At 44.0% G+C, this 17,256-nt stretch carries 11 protein-coding genes and 1 pseudogene; 2 read left to right on the forward strand and 10 right to left on the reverse strand.

Going from position 1 to position 17,256, the window contains the following annotated elements; all coding sequences use genetic code 11:
- Positions 1-210: 210 nt before the first annotated feature.
- From UA76_RS12200 to UA76_RS12225, 6 genes and pseudogenes are all read right to left on the reverse strand, one after another.
- A complete protein-coding gene (locus UA76_RS12200; protein WP_052772034.1) occupies positions 211-1,149 on the reverse strand; it encodes a hypothetical protein in 939 nt (312 codons plus the stop codon).
- Positions 1,140-2,126: a DUF2169 family type VI secretion system accessory protein gene (locus UA76_RS12205; protein WP_047046467.1), complete on the reverse strand. Its 987-nt coding sequence runs from the start codon at positions 2,124-2,126 to the stop codon at positions 1,140-1,142. The genes UA76_RS12200 and UA76_RS12205 overlap by 10 nt, the downstream gene beginning before the upstream one ends.
- 75 nt (positions 2,127-2,201) lie before the next feature.
- On the reverse strand, positions 2,202-3,437 hold the full coding sequence (locus UA76_RS12210; RefSeq protein ID WP_047046470.1) for a hypothetical protein: 1,236 nt from the start codon (positions 3,435-3,437) through the stop codon (positions 2,202-2,204).
- A 15-nt stretch (positions 3,438-3,452) separates the two neighbouring features.
- Complete coding sequence (locus UA76_RS12215) at positions 3,453-3,944, reverse strand: hypothetical protein (protein ID WP_047046474.1); 492 nt, start codon at positions 3,942-3,944, stop codon at positions 3,453-3,455.
- Positions 3,944-6,021: pseudogene (locus UA76_RS12220) on the reverse strand (type VI secretion system Vgr family protein). Before UA76_RS12220 ends, UA76_RS12215 begins: the two are co-directional and overlap by 1 nt.
- A 70-nt stretch (positions 6,022-6,091) precedes the next feature.
- A complete protein-coding gene (locus tag UA76_RS12225) occupies positions 6,092-6,610 on the reverse strand; it encodes an Hcp family type VI secretion system effector (protein ID WP_047046477.1) in 519 nt (172 codons plus the stop codon).
- Positions 6,611-7,086: 476 nt separating this feature from the next.
- Between UA76_RS12225 and tssH the strand changes: the two genes are divergently transcribed.
- Complete coding sequence (gene tssH / locus UA76_RS12230) at positions 7,087-9,765, forward strand: type VI secretion system ATPase TssH (protein ID WP_047046480.1); 2,679 nt, start codon at positions 7,087-7,089, stop codon at positions 9,763-9,765.
- Entirely contained in the window at positions 9,752-11,407 is a 1,656-nt protein-coding gene (locus tag UA76_RS12235) for a sigma-54 interaction domain-containing protein (protein ID WP_047046484.1), read from the forward strand. Before tssH ends, UA76_RS12235 begins: the two co-directional genes overlap by 14 nt.
- Positions 11,408-11,507: 100 nt before the next feature.
- Here UA76_RS12235 and UA76_RS12240 read toward each other — a convergent pair whose 3' ends face one another.
- From UA76_RS12240 to UA76_RS12250, 4 genes are all read right to left on the reverse strand, one after another.
- Positions 11,508-12,929, reverse strand: coding sequence for a hypothetical protein (locus tag UA76_RS12240; protein WP_157617625.1), 1,422 nt, complete (start codon positions 12,927-12,929; stop codon positions 11,508-11,510).
- Entirely contained in the window at positions 12,887-16,261 is a 3,375-nt protein-coding gene (locus tag UA76_RS12245) for an OmpA family protein (protein ID WP_047046489.1), read from the reverse strand. The genes UA76_RS12240 and UA76_RS12245 overlap by 43 nt, the downstream gene beginning before the upstream one ends.
- Positions 16,261-16,476 carry a hypothetical protein gene (locus UA76_RS22510; protein ID WP_157617626.1) on the reverse strand — a complete coding sequence of 72 codons (216 nt, stop codon included), beginning with the start codon at positions 16,474-16,476 and terminating at the stop codon, positions 16,261-16,263. Before UA76_RS22510 ends, UA76_RS12245 begins: the two co-directional genes overlap by 1 nt.
- Positions 16,477-16,484: 8 nt before the next feature.
- The coding region (locus UA76_RS12250) for a hypothetical protein (protein ID WP_238322279.1) at positions 16,485-17,256 on the reverse strand (772 nt) is incomplete at its 5' end.

The following is a 17,256-nucleotide window of genomic DNA, read 5'->3' on the forward strand; positions in this document are numbered from 1 at the left end:
CTCTTTACCGATTTACTGAAGTAAGCGGCATATTAATAAGGCCAGATATCTATTTTCAATGCTGGAAAATAAAACAAACACTATCGCTATAAATTTAGTTATAACAACTAACTCGTATAAATAAATAGTATTCGCTTTGTCGGTATTATTCGTGTCTAATCTTTACATATTAATGTGATCTTCAGTCGCAACTTAATCAGATACGTTTCATCAATATTCAATAAATAATAACCCTCTGTGAAAACCTTGGTCGAACATCATCAACGTTGTTCCCTCTTTATCACTGTCTTGACTGGCAAAAACACACATGAGCGCCAATGATGAACATTTACCCATAGTGCCCCAAAGTTTATCAATCGCTAATGGTTGCTGTGGAGCGGCAAACTTTTCAGCCCTTGCTCCAAGTGCAAAACTGTAGTCTTCAGTATGCGAGCGTGAATTTGTTTTGTTGGTATAAATCCGCCCCAAGTGAGCCATGTTTCTCGACGCATTTCTCACCAAGCTCATCAACGCTTGACGAGAGGATCCCGAGTAATCAACACTAAAATAGTTGAATTTCGCCTCGTGGTTTAGTTTCAAAGTCTCGACTAAATTTCGCCGAGCGAGAATAACACCGGCTCCACCTTCACTCGGAACCACGCCCCAAGGGACACCAGAGGTTAGAACCTCACCTGCTTCAAGGAGCCCCAAACGCGCTTCAAACAGCGAGTCTAACCCGACGACAAGCACTGCATCATGTCTATCTAAACTCTTGATAGCTTGCTCGACCAATGCGGGCCCAGAGTCACAATGAATAACCTCATAGTGAGAAATTAAGTTTGAATTACCTGAGGTGGCAAACTTTTCATTAAACTCATTCTCCTTCACCGATTGGGGTAGCGTAATTAGCATCGGTATTGGTTTTAGGCTAGGTGGAATTTGTTGCAATAAAGAGTCAAGTAGCAAATTCGTCACTTCAACCCATTTTTCTTCTAGCGAATCAGCTTTTATAAAATCAATCGAAGCGCAAGCATACTTCTTGTCAGTCGTTGGACAAGTCTGACTAGCGAAGCGCGATAGTTCAGCCTTAGCGACAGACATTGATATCGAAGAGTTCATACCTGAAGGAGTGACTAACTCTGAAGCAATAATAAACTTTTCTAAAGACACGCTGCCTCTCTCTCTACGATTTTAGTGTTAGCTAACAGGTGTTCCTTACCCTTACATACAACAGAGCCTGTATAGGTCAATGTGATAACCGCTTCGTCTGCATCAATAAATACCGTATGTAGAGGCATGTCTGATAAGTGGTCAACACCATCAATTTGTGCAATGGCTGAAAATGCTTGGCTTGGAATTCTAAAATCCAATACTTCGTCATGAGAAAAGCCACTGAGCATCAAACGTTCTCCGCCCAAAAGAAACCCCTTACACTGCTGGTCACTAGGCGCACATTGATAAAACCGCATGTCAAAGTCTTTAGGTAGCAATGGACGTCGATTCTCCTGCCAATCTTCATCATAAGTTCCTAAAAACTGTGTTCGCTCTTCAAAGAACGCAGGAAGCGGACCAAAACCTGCGACGCGAACTTTATTGGTGTTCAGTTGCCAATTCTCGTCAGGATAAAAAACACTAGGAACTGGACGCTCTTGGTAACCTTTAAGCGACGTTGCTACCCCTCCTCCCGCTCGATTATAGTGCTCACCACCTAATGCATGGGAATAATCCGTTTCACGTTCAATAAACTTTTGAGACGTAGAGACTGTAATAGAACCTGCATGAGGTACCCAGTGCCTTTGACCAACAATCTTGATCGTTTTGTCGACATGTTCATCAACTAATAAGCGACATTCCATGGTGTCTACTGGCTTTTTTGCATAACTTCTAGCCCTGCCTACGACAACCACATCAGTATTTTTCTTACAAAAGGCGAAGTCATCTTCGTATTTTAATGCAGAAATGCCAGGCTCACCCATGTACTGAGGTGCTTCAAAGATCTCGACATCGTCTAGCTTGTTCCACTTTTCGCCAGACCACTTCCACCCCTGCTTTCCCGTGATTAACCAAACAGCTTCACCTTCTAGATCTCGCGATAGTCGTCCCTTTGTCGACAGCTTTTCATGGGGTTTAACGGACCAAAGTTCCATCCTGGCTCCTCATATTAAATCTCTCTCCAATACCCTTGGTCAGTTCAAGCGCTGATAAAATCTCCTCTTGACTGCTCAATGGTAAATAAGGCTCCAAGGCACATAGATGCACCCCAGTAAACAAATCTGTCGCCACAACCACTCTCTCGTTCTAAATCCAATATGTTCAGACCTCATCGCTTCTATAGTACTGGAAAAATTCATCGCATCTCCCATTCGTAACTGACCACTAAAGAGATGTCCGCCTTGCTCGATCCAGTCTTCTATTTTCAAACACACTTCATCAAAATCGTAATCAATATCTAGTTGAGAAGGTCGACAGGGCAATTTATCGCCATAGATAACATAGAGTGCCTCTAGCCAAATTTCTGGTTCACTAAGCTGTTGAAGATGCTCTAGGACTAGGGAACACCAATCAAACCTTGCTCCAATCACTAAGTGCATGGGCGCACCTTGCGAGTCAAGGTCAAAATGTTCAAGCTCTCTAAAGTCAAGCATTCTCGCGTAAAGCCCTTGCTCCTCGGTAAGATAAGAAATCTCAAAGTTTCTGCGCATCCACGCTCGTTTTTCCTGCTTTGCTAACAGTAACTCGAATAAATTGTCACTTAAGCTATTCTCTTCCAACCACTCTGTGCTTTCAGAAACCCCATTGAGTGATAAAAATGCATGCCCTTGCTTCTCCGGCATTTTTTGAGTTCTAACCCAATGTTTAACCAAGGATTGACTGAGGCCTTGGCGAGACGCAAGATACATGCAACCTTTTGTTTGTAAGCCGTCTCCACCTTCAATCCACTTAGCCAGCAATATGTTTATTAAAGGGCCAGGCACTTGAGCAAAAATAAAAGTCACGTAATGAGTTGGTAATTGGTTTGCTACTTGAAAAAGAAAAAGGTGGATTAACCTATCGCGCTCAGTTTCAATGCGTTTGCCACTAAAAAGGAGATTTTGAGCGTCTAGAACGAACCACAACAGAACGTCCGGTGCTGAAGACTCTAACTCCCAAATCAAACCGGGCTGATAGTCATAGAAAGCGCGCAAAGCCTTAAACTGGGAAGTTAGCTTATCAGCAGATAATTGAAGAACGGGGCTCTTTGAACTTGGGTACCCTTGTTGATGATGGATAAACGACTGCTTCACAAAAAACGTTATGTTCTCCGCAGCTAATTCAATTTTACTCCGACAGAAATGTAAAATTTCTTCTGGGCAACCATCCAGTTCTAGCTGTTCTTGATGAATAAGTTGCTGAGCTAACTCTATATCCTCTGACGAGAGAGATTCATCAAGCTGCATTAGCTCAATTCGTTGCTGCATATAGACCCTCTTGTATTAGTTTAGAGCGACAGTTGCACCTAGAATTCTCAATCCTTTGGATGCATTGACATCAATGGCTTTGGCTCGATAGAGCAATCGACCTGACTGTTTAGAATAAGATTGAAGCGCTTCTCGACTTTTGACGGTTAGAAGGTCTTGTGCTTCAAGTAATACTCGGCTTGCCTGCAAGCAAAGCTGACTTTTTTCGCTAGCCACAAAGAAAATTTGTTCAACGATTGGTAGCGTCAAGTCTCCGTTATGAAATTTGATATGGCAACCAAAACGGCCCTTAGCGGCGTGTTGAAGTTCATGTCGCAAATAACGGTGTTGGAGCTTTGCAGGTATAGGGTGACGGAACGGGTTCCCTTTAAAGTCTACTTTTATTAAGTCAAACTCTTCGCACAAACCTTGAACATTACCAAAACAAGAAAAGCAAGCTGGTTTATCAGCTTGCGTTGTGGATAAGGCTTTCTCTATAACTAGAGTGCGGGTCTCTAAAGGCTCCATTAATTAATCGCTACGTTGCCGCCCTTAACAATGACTTTCGCGCTGCCTTCGATGGTAATTGCGTTACCCGTAAGTTTGATCGAACCATCTTTGTTCATAACAAGCGAAGATCCACCTGTTTTTAGAACAATCTTGTCGCCGCTAATTACTTCTGTCGCCTGTTCAGTGCTGTAGTTCGTATTGCCACCAACAGACACTGTAAGATCCTTGCCGATAGACGTTGTATCATTTTTTCCAATATCAACACTTCGTGATTCTCCGACCTTTAAGGTGCTGTTGTCGCCAACATCAAGAGTATCGTTTTTGCCAATTTGGGTGTTTCGATTCTCACCAATAGTTAGCTCAACGTCTTCTTTTACCGCCTGAGTTTCATTGGCGTTATATGTCACCGTGACGTCTTGCTCTACCGTTTCGGTAAATGTGCTGTTAACTTGAGTTGTTTTATGCCCATCGATGGTTTCAGAGTGATCTCCGTGCACTTCGTTTGTTTGATGTCGGGCTACCTTTAAAAATTCATCATTGCCAATATCTCGATAACGGTTATTTAAAACCTTTGTCGACATATCTTTTTGAGCATGAATATAGATTTCTTCTTCATCTGACTCATCCTCAAAACTCAACTCGTTGTATCCCGTACCCTTGTGAGTTTGCGTACGGAAAGTTGTGCGTGTTTTATTCTCTGGCAAAGAATAGGGAGGGAAATGTAAGCCGTTATAAACAGCCCCGGTAACCAAAGGTCTATCGGGATCGCCTTCTAAGAAAGTGACGACGACTTCATGCCCAATTCTTGGTAGATAAACCGCTCCCCAAGTTGGTGCGGCCATTGATTGACTCACGCGAATCCAACAGCTTGCATGCTCGTCAAAGCCTCCATACCGGTCCCAATGGAACTGAACCTTAATGCGCCCCATGGGATCGGTGTAAATTTCTTCGCCTGCTGGACCAACGACAACAGCAGTTTGCGGGCCATCAACAACAGGAGCTGGATACTTAGGCGCTCGGAAATCAACGTTTCGAGGTATACAAACAAACTGGTTGTGGTAGGTCGTCGGCATACCATTAGTTTCGTCCTCATGAACTTGAGGATCATGACCCGAATGGCTGACAGACAATAGCAGATAATCTCTGTTCAATGAGCCTCTCGGATGCTCACTCAAATCAAAACTGTGCCCAGGTATTAAACGCATGATATCGCCAGCTGCTTCTACCTGCTCACGCTCGACCAAATGATCTGACATCCATTCAGTGGCTCGCGTTCTACCAAATTCTGGGTCGGTATATCGCCCTGGGTAATCAAACACTTTCAGATCTTGGTCTCGATCACCACCACTCTCCATCTCTTGAGGGGTTTTAGGATGATCATAGTTGTAATCGGTGTGGGTGACGTGACCTGTTCGAACCCGATTACAAAGCTCTAGATTTGACACGTGTTCGCGGTCAGGAACACCACCAGCATCTGAATGAAAGACTAGGGCCCCATATATGAAGAGTTCAAAGGGGTAGAAAGCAGCTCTGGGATGGCATCATTGCTATCAACAATAACCATTGTATGCGCTTCAATACCGTGTTCGAAGTAATACCACATACCGTGCTCGGCTAACATGCGCTGAACAAAATGGCTATCGGACTCTCGGTACTGCAGAACATAGTCTTTATTTTGGTAAGTACCAGATAGCTCCATACGATAGTTGGTCACCGCAGCTTCGTCGAGTACTTGGGAAATGATATCTGGCGCCGTTTGGGCTTGAAATATGCGGCAATCTTGTCTTTGTGATAAGAACCAAAACTGAGGCACTAACGTTAATTGATAACGGGCAAATCGACGCCCCTGACCTAAATAACGTACTTCATTGATCACACCATTGAATGTACGAGCAGGTCCTACTCCCTGCCCGAAAAGAGACAATACGCCTGGCTTTCTAATCAAAGATTCAAAACTGATATCTGCATCAAGTGAAAGTAATGAAAGACTAATATGAAACGGCTTAGAGAGCTCTTCAGACACCTGAAAGCTCTCCACTCGAAATTCATGCTCCACACCAGTGGCTTCAAATTTAAACTCTACGTCATTAACCATATCTTTTACCTGATGCTAATAATCAAAATAGGGCCAGCGATAGGCTGACCCTGACAACATATTGCTACTATTATGCTTCGCGAGGAGCACGCCAGTCATCGTTACCCGCAGTACCACAATTTTCGTGTGTAACTTCGATTGCACGGTAAGTGAACTTAAGCACTTCTTCAGTTACGCGGTCAGCAGTTGATGCGTCTTGGCAGTGAGCCATACGAGTTTCCATATCTACAAGCAGTGCATCAATCAGTTTGATTGTGTAGTAGTGCTCTTGCTTACCTTGTACAGATGTACGGTAGAAACGGATTTGACACTCAGGAAGCTTCTCACCAGAAACCAAAGCGTTGAATAGCAGTGGAGAGCTGCGGTCTTGAACTTTTGTTACAACAACTGGCTTATGAACACGCTGACCAGTTGGCTGACCACTTTGTGGGTCACGTGGAATCGTTAGTACGTGATCAAGTTCTTGTACTAGGAACTCATCTAGGTGAGCTTCCTGCCAAGAGTTACCTACAGAATCCGCTGAGAATGCATCTTTAGTGATATCGCCTTGAGTTTCACCTGTAACTGACATATATGCTGGAGTTGGCATCGTAATTTCCTTCTTAATTCAATCTATAAAATCGTTTAATCACCAAATCGCTTATCATCGCGACTTGATACCTCTAATACAATTCGCATGCCAACTTTTAAATTGCTTTAAATACAATAATTTACACTAAAATCATCAAAATCAAGTCAATTTATTAAATTAACAAATTGTTATTTTATACAAATTATTGGTTGAGATTTTAATTTATTAGATCCGAAATAAAAAGGTATTTTAACCATGAACAAAACCCTTAAAAAAGTCATATAAACTGGCAATATGTACATTTTAACTATTATAAAAATCGTTCTAGTGGCAATATTTACAACCATTAACACTGTATTGCTTAACGAAATAACTAAAATGCCTAATTTACAATAGTAAAAATAACTCATTCAAAAAATTGTATGGCCATATTTTGTATAATTCTTGCCAACTTAGATCCTCACTAATTAGACAAAGTAGCGAAATACAAGATTATGATAAACATCAACCTATCTTCTTTAATTGAAAGGCTTCATCCTATAGCAAAGGTAGCGCTAGAAGATGCTGCTGCTTTAGCTGTCGCCGAAAAAGCAACAGAAGTTCAAATTGAGCACTACCTCCTAAGCTTATTGGAGCGACCAAATAGTGACTTCGACGTGTTACTAGGCCATTTTGAGTGTTCAGAAAACCTACTCAGACAGTCTATTCGTTCAACTTTAGACAACAACAGCAGTGGAAGTGGTGCTAAGCCAGTTTTCTCTTCGCTGTTAATCGAGTGGCTACAAGAGAGTTGGCTAGTTTCATCACTCGACTTGTCTCAAACCCAAATTCGTTCAGGCGCACTATTGCTCACCTTAGTCAGCAATCCACTTCGCTACGGTCAACATGGCTATGCCTCAATTCTTGAATCTGTGAACTCCGATTCGCTAAAACGTAACTTCGCCGAACTCACTAGCCACTCAATTGAAGCACACGTGGCAACATCGGAAAGCAAAGAAGCGCGTGAAGAAGGTTCAGCGTTAAGCAAATTCACCACCGACTTCACAGGTAAAGCTCGTAAAGGTGAGATAGACCCTGTTTTTTGTCGTGATCAAGAAATTCGCCAAATCGTCGATATTCTTGCTAGAAGACGTAAAAACAACCCTATTGCAGTGGGTGAACCTGGCGTAGGTAAAACGGCAGTCGTCGAAGGGTTAGCCCTAAAAATCGTTCAAGGTGAAGTACCTGACAACCTTAAGGGAGTGGAGCTCTTTGGGCTGGATATGGGATTGCTGCAAGCAGGTGCCAGCGTTAAAGGTGAGTTCGAGAAACGCCTTAATGCCGTACTTGATGAAGTAAAAAATTCACCGACACCTATAATCTTGTTCATCGACGAAGCGCACACCTTAGTTGGTGGCGGTAACCAAGCAGGTGGCAGTGATGCCGCAAACTTACTTAAACCGGCTCTTGCTCGCGGTGAAGTAAAAACGATTGCAGCAACCACTTGGTCCGAATACAAAAAGTACTTTGAGAAAGATCCAGCGCTTGCGCGTCGCTTCCAACTCGTGAAATTGGATGAGCCATCACCAAGTGAAGCGGCCTTGATCATACGTGGTCTTCGCCCTGCCTATGAAAAAGCACATAACGTCTACGTTAGAGATGACGCTATTACGTCAGCCGCCGCTCTTTCTGCACGTTACATTTCCGGTAGACAACTGCCAGACAAAGCGATTGATGTGCTTGATACAGCCTGTGCGCGTGTAAACATCAGCTTAAACGCAGTACCTGCGGCAGTCGAAACCTTACAACAAGAGAAAGCAGCTCTAACACGTGAACTTGAAGCACTTGAACGTGATTCTCTTCAGCAAACAGGGGATAAACACAGCCTAGCAACGATCCCTGAGCTAAAAACCAAAATCGAAGGTGTGAGCGAAGAACTCACTACGCTTGAAAGCCAGTGGCATACTGAAAAAGAACACATCAACCGTATGATTGCTCTGCGTTCTCACTTACACGATTTGGTTCTCCCTCCACAAGCTGACGAAGAAGTAACAGAAGAAGTGCTCGATGACGTTGATGTCGAAGCTTCTGAGTTCTCGCACTTAACTGAAGAAGAAGTAAGAATTGAGATCGCAGCTTGCCAAGAGCAACTAGACGCGACTCGTCAAGGAAACCCACTTGTTCATTTCGAAGTAGGCCCAGACGAAGTCAGCCACGTCATCTCTGACTGGACAGGAATTCCAATGGGTAAAATGCTTCAAGATGAAGCAGAAACCACTCTTAAGCTTAAGGCGAATCTTATTGAAAGCATTAAAGGCCAAGAGTATGCCATTGATGCTCTAGCAGAAGGAATTCAAACCGCGAAAGCAGGCTTAGGCAATCCAGACGCTCCAACTGGCGTTTTCCTTCTAGTCGGTCCAAGTGGCGTAGGTAAAACTGAAACCGCGCGTGCGATTGCTGACCAACTATTTGGTGGTGAACGTTTCATGACCACCATCAACATGTCGGAATTCCAAGAGAAACACACCGTTTCTCGCCTAATCGGTTCACCTCCGGGCTACGTGGGTTACGGTGAAGGTGGCATGTTAACCGAGGCTGTACGTCAGCGCCCTTATTCAGTCGTGCTGCTTGACGAAGTTGAAAAAGCAGACCCAGAAGTACTTAACCTCTTCTATCAAGTATTTGACAAAGGTACTCTGAATGATGGAGAAGGTCGCAGCATCGACTTCAAAAACACGCTGATCATTATGACCAGTAACCTTGCAACCCATGAGATTGAGTCACTTGTTCAGCAATCTAGCGATATTCAAGCGGGTGTTATAGCAGAGGCCATTCGTCCGACGCTAAATCAACACTTCAAACCAGCTCTGTTGGCGCGTATGTCAGTGTTGCCATTTGTTCCTCTATCCGATGCCGCAATGACAGACATCATCCATCACAAACTGCGTAAGGTTTCTGAGCGCTTAGAAAGCCACCATAAGCTAGCACTTCGTTACAGTGATGATCTTGTTGAATTCGTACTGGGTAATTGTCGTTTAGCAGAAACCGGAGCGCGTAACATTGACGCAGTAATCAATCGTCAACTGTTGCCGCAGCTTTCAACCCAGCTGCTAACACACGACAAAGATGAAGAACACAGCCACATCGACATCTCTGTGGATGAACAAGGAACCATCAGTTATGCATTCAGCTAGTCAAAACGACTTAAGCGATGCACTACTTGCGATCAGCCAGTCTTTGGCTGATCGCAGCCAGCTTTCCCAAAGTTTGGATGCAGTACTCACCGCGGCTCGGCAAATTACGTTTGCCAGCCATGGGGTGATATACGTACTCGACCAAACGGGAGAAGCCATGATTCCAAGTGCTGCGCACAACAACGAACAGCCGTTGGCTAATCACCCATGGCAACCGCTGGCTTTTGAACACAGCAGCGAAACTGACCCATTTAGCTTCGCAATCCAAAATGGTGAAGTTGTGCTCATCAACGACTTGTATCAGTACAATGGCTATGACTGTGAACTTGTCTATGGCGTTGAAAAATCACTGGGTCAAAAAAGCCAAAATCTACTCGCATGGCCACTCGTTGATGACAACCATAACACCGTAGGCTTATTGGTACTTATAGACCTTAAGGTGATAGACAACGAGGCGGTACTTACCGAGTTTGTCAAAATTGCAGCAAGTCATATCAGACAAGCGATTTGGCTAGAGCAGCACGGACAAGTCATTCGCAATCTGAGCGCAGATAACCAAGCCCTTCAGCGAGAAAACTCCCAACTAAAACAGCGAACTCAAAAACGCTACAACGGCCCGATTGCGGAGAGCGAAGCAATGCTAAATGTCTTGCAGCGTATCGACAAAATCTTGGCTCTGCCGGTCGATGTCCTCATTCGAGGCGAAACAGGCGCGGGTAAGGAAGTAATTGCAACTTACTTACACGAAAATTCCGACCGTTCGAAGCAGCCCCTGATTGTGCAAAATTGTGCGGCGATTCCAGAGCAGTTGCTTGAATCCGAGCTATTTGGCCACAAAAAAGGCGCCTTCACTGGTGCTGATAAAGACAAAGTCGGTTTGTTTGAGGCAGCTAACGGCGGCACACTGTTTTTGGACGAAATTGGCGACATGCCGATGCTTCTGCAAGCCAAACTGCTGCGAGTACTGCAAGAGCGAAAGTTCAGGCCAGTTGGTGCAAGCAAAGAAGTCTCTGTTGATGTACGTGTCATCGCCGCGACGCATTGCCACTTGATGGAAAAAATCAAGAACGGAGAGTTCCGTGCTGACCTATTCTATCGCCTTAATGTGTTTCCAGTCACTCTGCCGCCGCTGCGCGAAAGAGTGGAGGACATACTTCCTTTGTCGGAGCATTTTGTTAGCCAAATGTCCGCAAAACTAGGGCTTTCGCAAGACCCTGGGCTAAGTGCTAATGCCCGAAAACAGCTCAGTGAATACGTCTACCCCGGCAACGTAAGAGAGCTTAAAAACATCATCGAACGCTCGGTATTGTTATCTGACTTTGAGACCATTTCTCACATCGAATTTGGTGAACAGGTACCTGAAACCGCGCCACTGTCTACGACAAGCCAAGCAGTATCACCTGAATCGACTCAAGCTATACAACCCCCAATAGACAGCCAGCCAACAAATACGACTATGAATGACGATGGGTTAATAGATAGCAGCTTGAAGGAAGCCGTGGGCAACTATGAACGTAACGTTATTCTCGATTGCCTGCAGGCCTGTAACTGGCAAACTAAACGCGTTGCCGAACAGCTTGCACTGCCATTGAGCACCCTGAATCACAAAATGCGTAAGTATGAGATCTCAACCACTGAATAACAATCTCTCAGAAATTGACTCACCGTTAAATAATAAAAATCCCCTGGCTAAACAGCTAGGGGATTTTTGTTTACTCCACGCGATTTGTTAAGGCGTCAGCTTAATCAAGTTGCTTTAACTCCAAACTTGGTGCGCCACGCGAGTGTGAATGCTTGGTCAACCACTCCTTAAGGTGTTCGATTCTTTCTTCTTTCGTCAGTGTATTCCAATACTGCGCTGCACTTGGGTCATCGGCAGAACCCACATCTGTATCCCCTGACCAAGGGTTGTTTTCGGATGCTAAATCATTAACAGCCGGAACCAGCAGCTTGCTGGATGGAACGTCATAATGTTTCGCCAAACCAGCTTGCCTCAAAGTCGAAACAAAGAGATGCGTACTGAACTCTTCCGCTTTACCAAATGGCCTTAAACCAACTATTTTCTGACCGGTTGGTGCAATGTAGTCAAGCTCAAATTTCATCACGTAAATAGCTTTGGACTTCCCACCTTTTAAATTACCTGCATAGTCTGAGAGATTCTCATTGATGTGTTGTAAGGCTTGTTGAACAAACTCACTCTTAGAAGAATCATCATCGCCATTGCTAATGGTCTCGCTTAGCTCCAAATGGTAAGTGTTAGTTGAAGTTAAACTTCCCTCTCTATCCTGTTTGTATTCTGTCTTCTCATTCGTTTCAACACGTCCAAAATTATGCATTTTGGTATGGAAAATAGGGCCAGTATCGGAAAGCTGCATCTGCATTTGAACCGAATCTGTGTCGAGCGACATCTTACTGTATGCGTCGGCATTAATTTCATCAGCCAGTATTGCGATATAAATACTTTCTTGTTTATTGGTGGCCCAATTAAAGTCAAACGCAGATTCGGTACGATTGCTTTCCGATAAGAATCGGCGCTTACCTGCTAAGTCTATAGCAGCAACAGTAATAACCTGTCCCGTTAGAAGTAACGTCGTATTGTCTGCCATTGAAGAAGAGGTACTACGGACAAAGTCCTCAATCATTAAATCTTCAGCAGAGAGGCGCAGCTGTTGATTATGCTGACCATTGTATGTCATTTGATCATGTAGTTTACTATCAACCCCTACACTGAAAACACTTGATGGAACGATGACTTCAAACGTATTTTTATCCCCATATACGCGACGTTGCTGACTAACTTTGGCAATCTCAATATCCACCTTATCCAGCCTAAACTTATACTCCATGTCTCTATGATGTTGCTCTTCAAGCCATAACTCGAAGACTGACTTATCTGAAAAACGACTTTTGATACCAAGGAATATGGAGTCCGAAGCATCTTTTGGAAACAAGGGTTTCACACCCTGAATTTCGTGCCTGCCAAACCAGTAACTGGGTTCAAATTCACAACCTGTTAAATACTTCGGTTCGCCGCCACTTGTTACGCCTTCAGTAAATTGGGTTTTAAAATAGTTAGAAATTGCACCATTAGGATCGACCGTGAAATCTGACTTACTTTTCTTCATAAACAGAACTTCAAATTCCGGCCCGTGTGCGTCCCCCACGAGGCAATTGCTCGATATTTCAGGGTTTGGAAGAACAAGGACTTAGACTTATCTGAAGCATTTTTTTTCAATATAATCTGTAGCTTAACTCGGGTAAACGGAGAAATAATTCTCTTACCAGAATCAAGTAATTCTTGATAGGACTGCCAATTCTCCGTGCCCGTATTCCAGACAAGTAGACGAGAAAATCCGATATCTCCTTCACGAATAGTTTGCTTAGTAATATCAAAGTCACGGGCAAACTGAACCAGCGGATTTTCGTATTTGCTATCAAGGTGAAGCTGAGTTTGAACTGGGAAACCGCTATTAAAAATACCACCTTGAATCTTCTTACCCAAATACTCATAACCGGAGATACCCCAGTAACTTCCCCCTGCCGACTGTTCTATTCTATTCACCCAAGACTGAGCTAAAGAATAACCCGAGTACAAAGGCATATCCCAATCTTCCGACATGACATACGTTTCAATAAACTCTTTTATTTTGTACTTCTTAACCTGAGACTCCAAGTCACGTGCAAATAATGAGGTGCTCGATTTAACGGATATCGTTGCTAATAGCTCCGTTAAGCAGTTAAGGGCGTACGCCCTTAAAATAAAGCGCTTGATTAACTCTTCTTTCGTTAAACTGCTTTTCAAATGCTTCGCGGCTTCTTCTGCACTGAGCGCTTTAGCTTCAATATCAACGTTCACATATTCATATTTTTTCAGCAGCACTTTATTAATGCGGCCCAGAACGGCTAAGTCATGTTTGTTCGCGAACTTTTCCTTGATCTCTTCAAAGATCTTATTGCCATGAAGATCGTCCATAAAATCTGCAGCGCTCATCATAAGCGAACCACTGTCTTTGGCCATAAAGTACATGGCCGCATAAGGCGCTGCGGGTGTAAATAACGCCATACCGCAAAGCACATCGATGGTCGACATGATCATCTTGTTCTTGGCATCGTTCGCTTCAATACAATGAGATTGCCAAATTTGGTGAATGCTCTCTAACTTCATTGCACCCGTTCGACTTGGCGGTAGAGCAACTTTATAGTTTGGTATCACTAAGCGAACGTCAGCACGACGGTCCATAGCTTGTTCAGCACTGTCTGAGCGATCATCGTGATCCGAATAGTTCGCTTCATTCCCCTTCACTAATTGGGACTTACCATAAAAGCGCACAGCGATTCGTGATTCTAGCGCAGCCTTGTCATTGGCATTTCCTAAAATGTTGTCACTAACAAATTTTGCTCTTGCCTCAGAGACTCGCATATTGGCTTCTGCCGTGCCAATCAGCCCCGCAAAGCCTTCAATCACAACTTGGTAATCAAGGTTATCTTCTAGGAACTGGCATAAGCTTTCGCAAATGGCTTCGAAATTGGTGTTCGTGACTTCGATCTGATTTTCTTTTTCAGCAGAATTAAACTGAAAATAGAGACTGATGGCGACGCCTTGCTGATCGACGAGCACAGTGGCCTCTTCGCCAAGGGCATTAGTCACTTCCTTAGCCTGCTGTTCCCATTCGTCTACGTTGTCGTACTTTTGAACATAAGTCAGATGTTGCAAATATTGCTCGGCCATGTTTTCTAGTTGAGCAAAAGCCGAATCGGCATCTTCAATCGCTCCAGTGTAGCCTTTATAATCTTGGTACATTTCATACGCACTTTGCGCAGTTTCAATGGCCTTGATGCGCTTAGTTAGGTTACCCCGATACCAAGACTCTGACATCCTACCCATGGTGCGAGAAACTTGGTTTTGACCTTCAGCCAACTGCCCCATTCCGTGTAAACGACGAAAATAGTCCATATTCAGCACATTGTTTTTGAAAATCAGCTTAGCCGATTCAGCAGCGCTGATACCTCTGCTAGCCAGAACTTTTGCGTCATTAAACTGCTTTAATGACTCTTTAGACGCAGCGAGTGCAGATCCCAATGCCAAGCCACTCATCACAAACGAAGGAATTTCACTTTTATCCGAGCTTTCCCACAATGCAAGGCCTATTGTTTCTGCGAGTTCACTGGTAGAACCTGGAATATTCGGGCCGTTTAACGTCACAAAATCACCCATCACTGATTCTGCTGTTTTCATCAAAGTACCCGTGAGAGACATGGCCGCCAAGCCCGGTTTCACCGCGTTCTGGTCAGTGAGCCCTTTGGTAGCAAAGTCGGCATAGCTTGGGTGTTTTTCAGGAAACTGTTGAATCAGTGTCTCTTCAAGAGAAACCATGTCACCGCACACACAAGCAATCTTGCCAATACCGGGGGCAGGCTTAAACTGCAGTTTCTCATGCAATTCATAGCGATAACGTCGTTGTGGGGCAGAGTCGTCATCTTTTACCGCCATGGAGTAATCCACATTCGCATGTATCACGCTCTGAGGTAACTCTACATCTATTTCACCTTGGTCTTGATAGAACTTCTTATAATCCTCTTCCCAAAACTCGACTTTAACAAGGTAAAAACCATCATCAATGGCTGTTGCATCAAAATTCAGCAAAGCACATGGGAGTTCACCTTTTATTTTCTCAAAATCTTCGGTTAGCGTTTCTGGTAATGACACCGTAGTCTGAGATAACATTTTTTCAGGAATAACTGTTTTACCACCGTCTAACACTTTTTTAGGGCGAACCAATGAAACGGAAGCTCCGGCATACAGCGGATCACTAAAAACCACCGCTACAGAGTGCATGTAGGGCATCATAAAGCCCTTTAACGGCTTACCTTGCTCTACCTTCTGTTCTCGCCACTGATTGTACTCTTGTTGCTCTTCGGTTAAAGACTCTTTTTCATCATATTTCGCAAGCTGGCTAGGCAATATTTGAGTTAGCTTGAATGTACTGTCTTTACCAGTAAACTTCGCGTCAACTGCCTGAGAAAATTCGGCAAGGTTTTTCGCTAATGTTTTATTGTCGCTCGCACCTTCTTCGCTGCCTGGTTCACCAACCATTTGAGCCAGCAAATTCAGTGGCGGAATCGTAAACTGCAGGCTTTCATCCGGTTTTATTCTCTCTTTACGTGCACTGTGGCGTAACACCACATTTTCTGAATCAGTATCCTCTTGGTTATTGCCGCCCGTTACCGCACACAACAAGTCGGGTTTACCCAAAGAGACTTCTTTTAACTTACCAAACTTATCACTACCCCACAGCTGTTTCTGTTTATCTTCACCAGCAAAGGCGTTGATCATTATAGGGGTGAGAGGGATTGGGCGGATTTTTTCAAATAATGAACCTTTTTCTTCTAGACTCGATTCCAAATGGTACTTTGGAAACTGGTTCGTTCGCCCATCAAATTCTGCTTCAAAATAACACCCAAAAAGGAAAAACTCATCTGAAACTGTGCACCTCATCACTCCCCCTCCTTAAACCACAGGCCCATGTTGGCAAAAGCATTATACAAACTACTTTGCTCCAATGAGCGATTCATTCCTAAAGGGCGCCATTTCCATGCTTGCTTGGTTTTGTTATCGCGCACATCCATCACCATAGCGTGACGTACTCCTGTAGCAAAACGGCCTTCAACTCCTAAGATGTAGGGCATATAGCTATTGGTTACTTCAACCAATTCTTTTTCTACATCGACAAAGAATCTGTGCTTCTTTGAAGCCGCCCAGGCGTATTTCCCTTCAGGCTTAAAGAGCGATATTCGGAACGCGCCGATTCGTAAGTGAGACCCTCATGCCAGATAAGAACTTTGAGTTCCTCATTGGTTTCTTCGTTTTCTACGCCAACTCCACCAAAATCAACTGTTGTTCTAATACCATCAATAATGAGACTAGTGTCATTAATTACCACATCAACCTGAGTCTTCTCATGAGTCTCTGCATCCCATTTATGAGTAGAGTGGCCTCTCTCGTCATGGACTCGGTAGTACAAATAGCTGCTGTCTTCTGCCCATAAAAAACCTATTGGACCACGGTAATCTAGACGATGTGTTTCGCCAGTTTGAAGGTCATACACGGCTTTCCCAGAGCCAGAAAAGCCAAAGGCGAGATAGCGCATATTCGGCGAACGAACCATTTTCCCAGAACCTGATGCGGTTGGCGCAGGAAACTCATCTAACACCAAGCGTAAATCCGTACCATCTGTTTTCATGCTCCATACTTTGACTTGACCCTCATAATCGGTGTACATCGGGTGGCTTTCATCAGACATATTGGCCCAGTAGAACTGGATGCGGGGTAAATCGTAAGAACTGGCATCGCTTAGATCTTCTCGCGGCCACTCATTGGCGCGATAAATGTAGTAGCGCGGAAACAGCTTCTCTTGATAGTCAAACGTGCCCTTGTATTCGCTCACTTCACTGGGTGCCATCACGTAGTAATTGTGCTCTCCTACGTAAATT

This window comes from Vibrio mexicanus (assembly GCF_001012815.1).
GTDB classification, from domain to species: Bacteria; Pseudomonadota; Gammaproteobacteria; order Enterobacterales; family Vibrionaceae; genus Vibrio; species Vibrio mexicanus.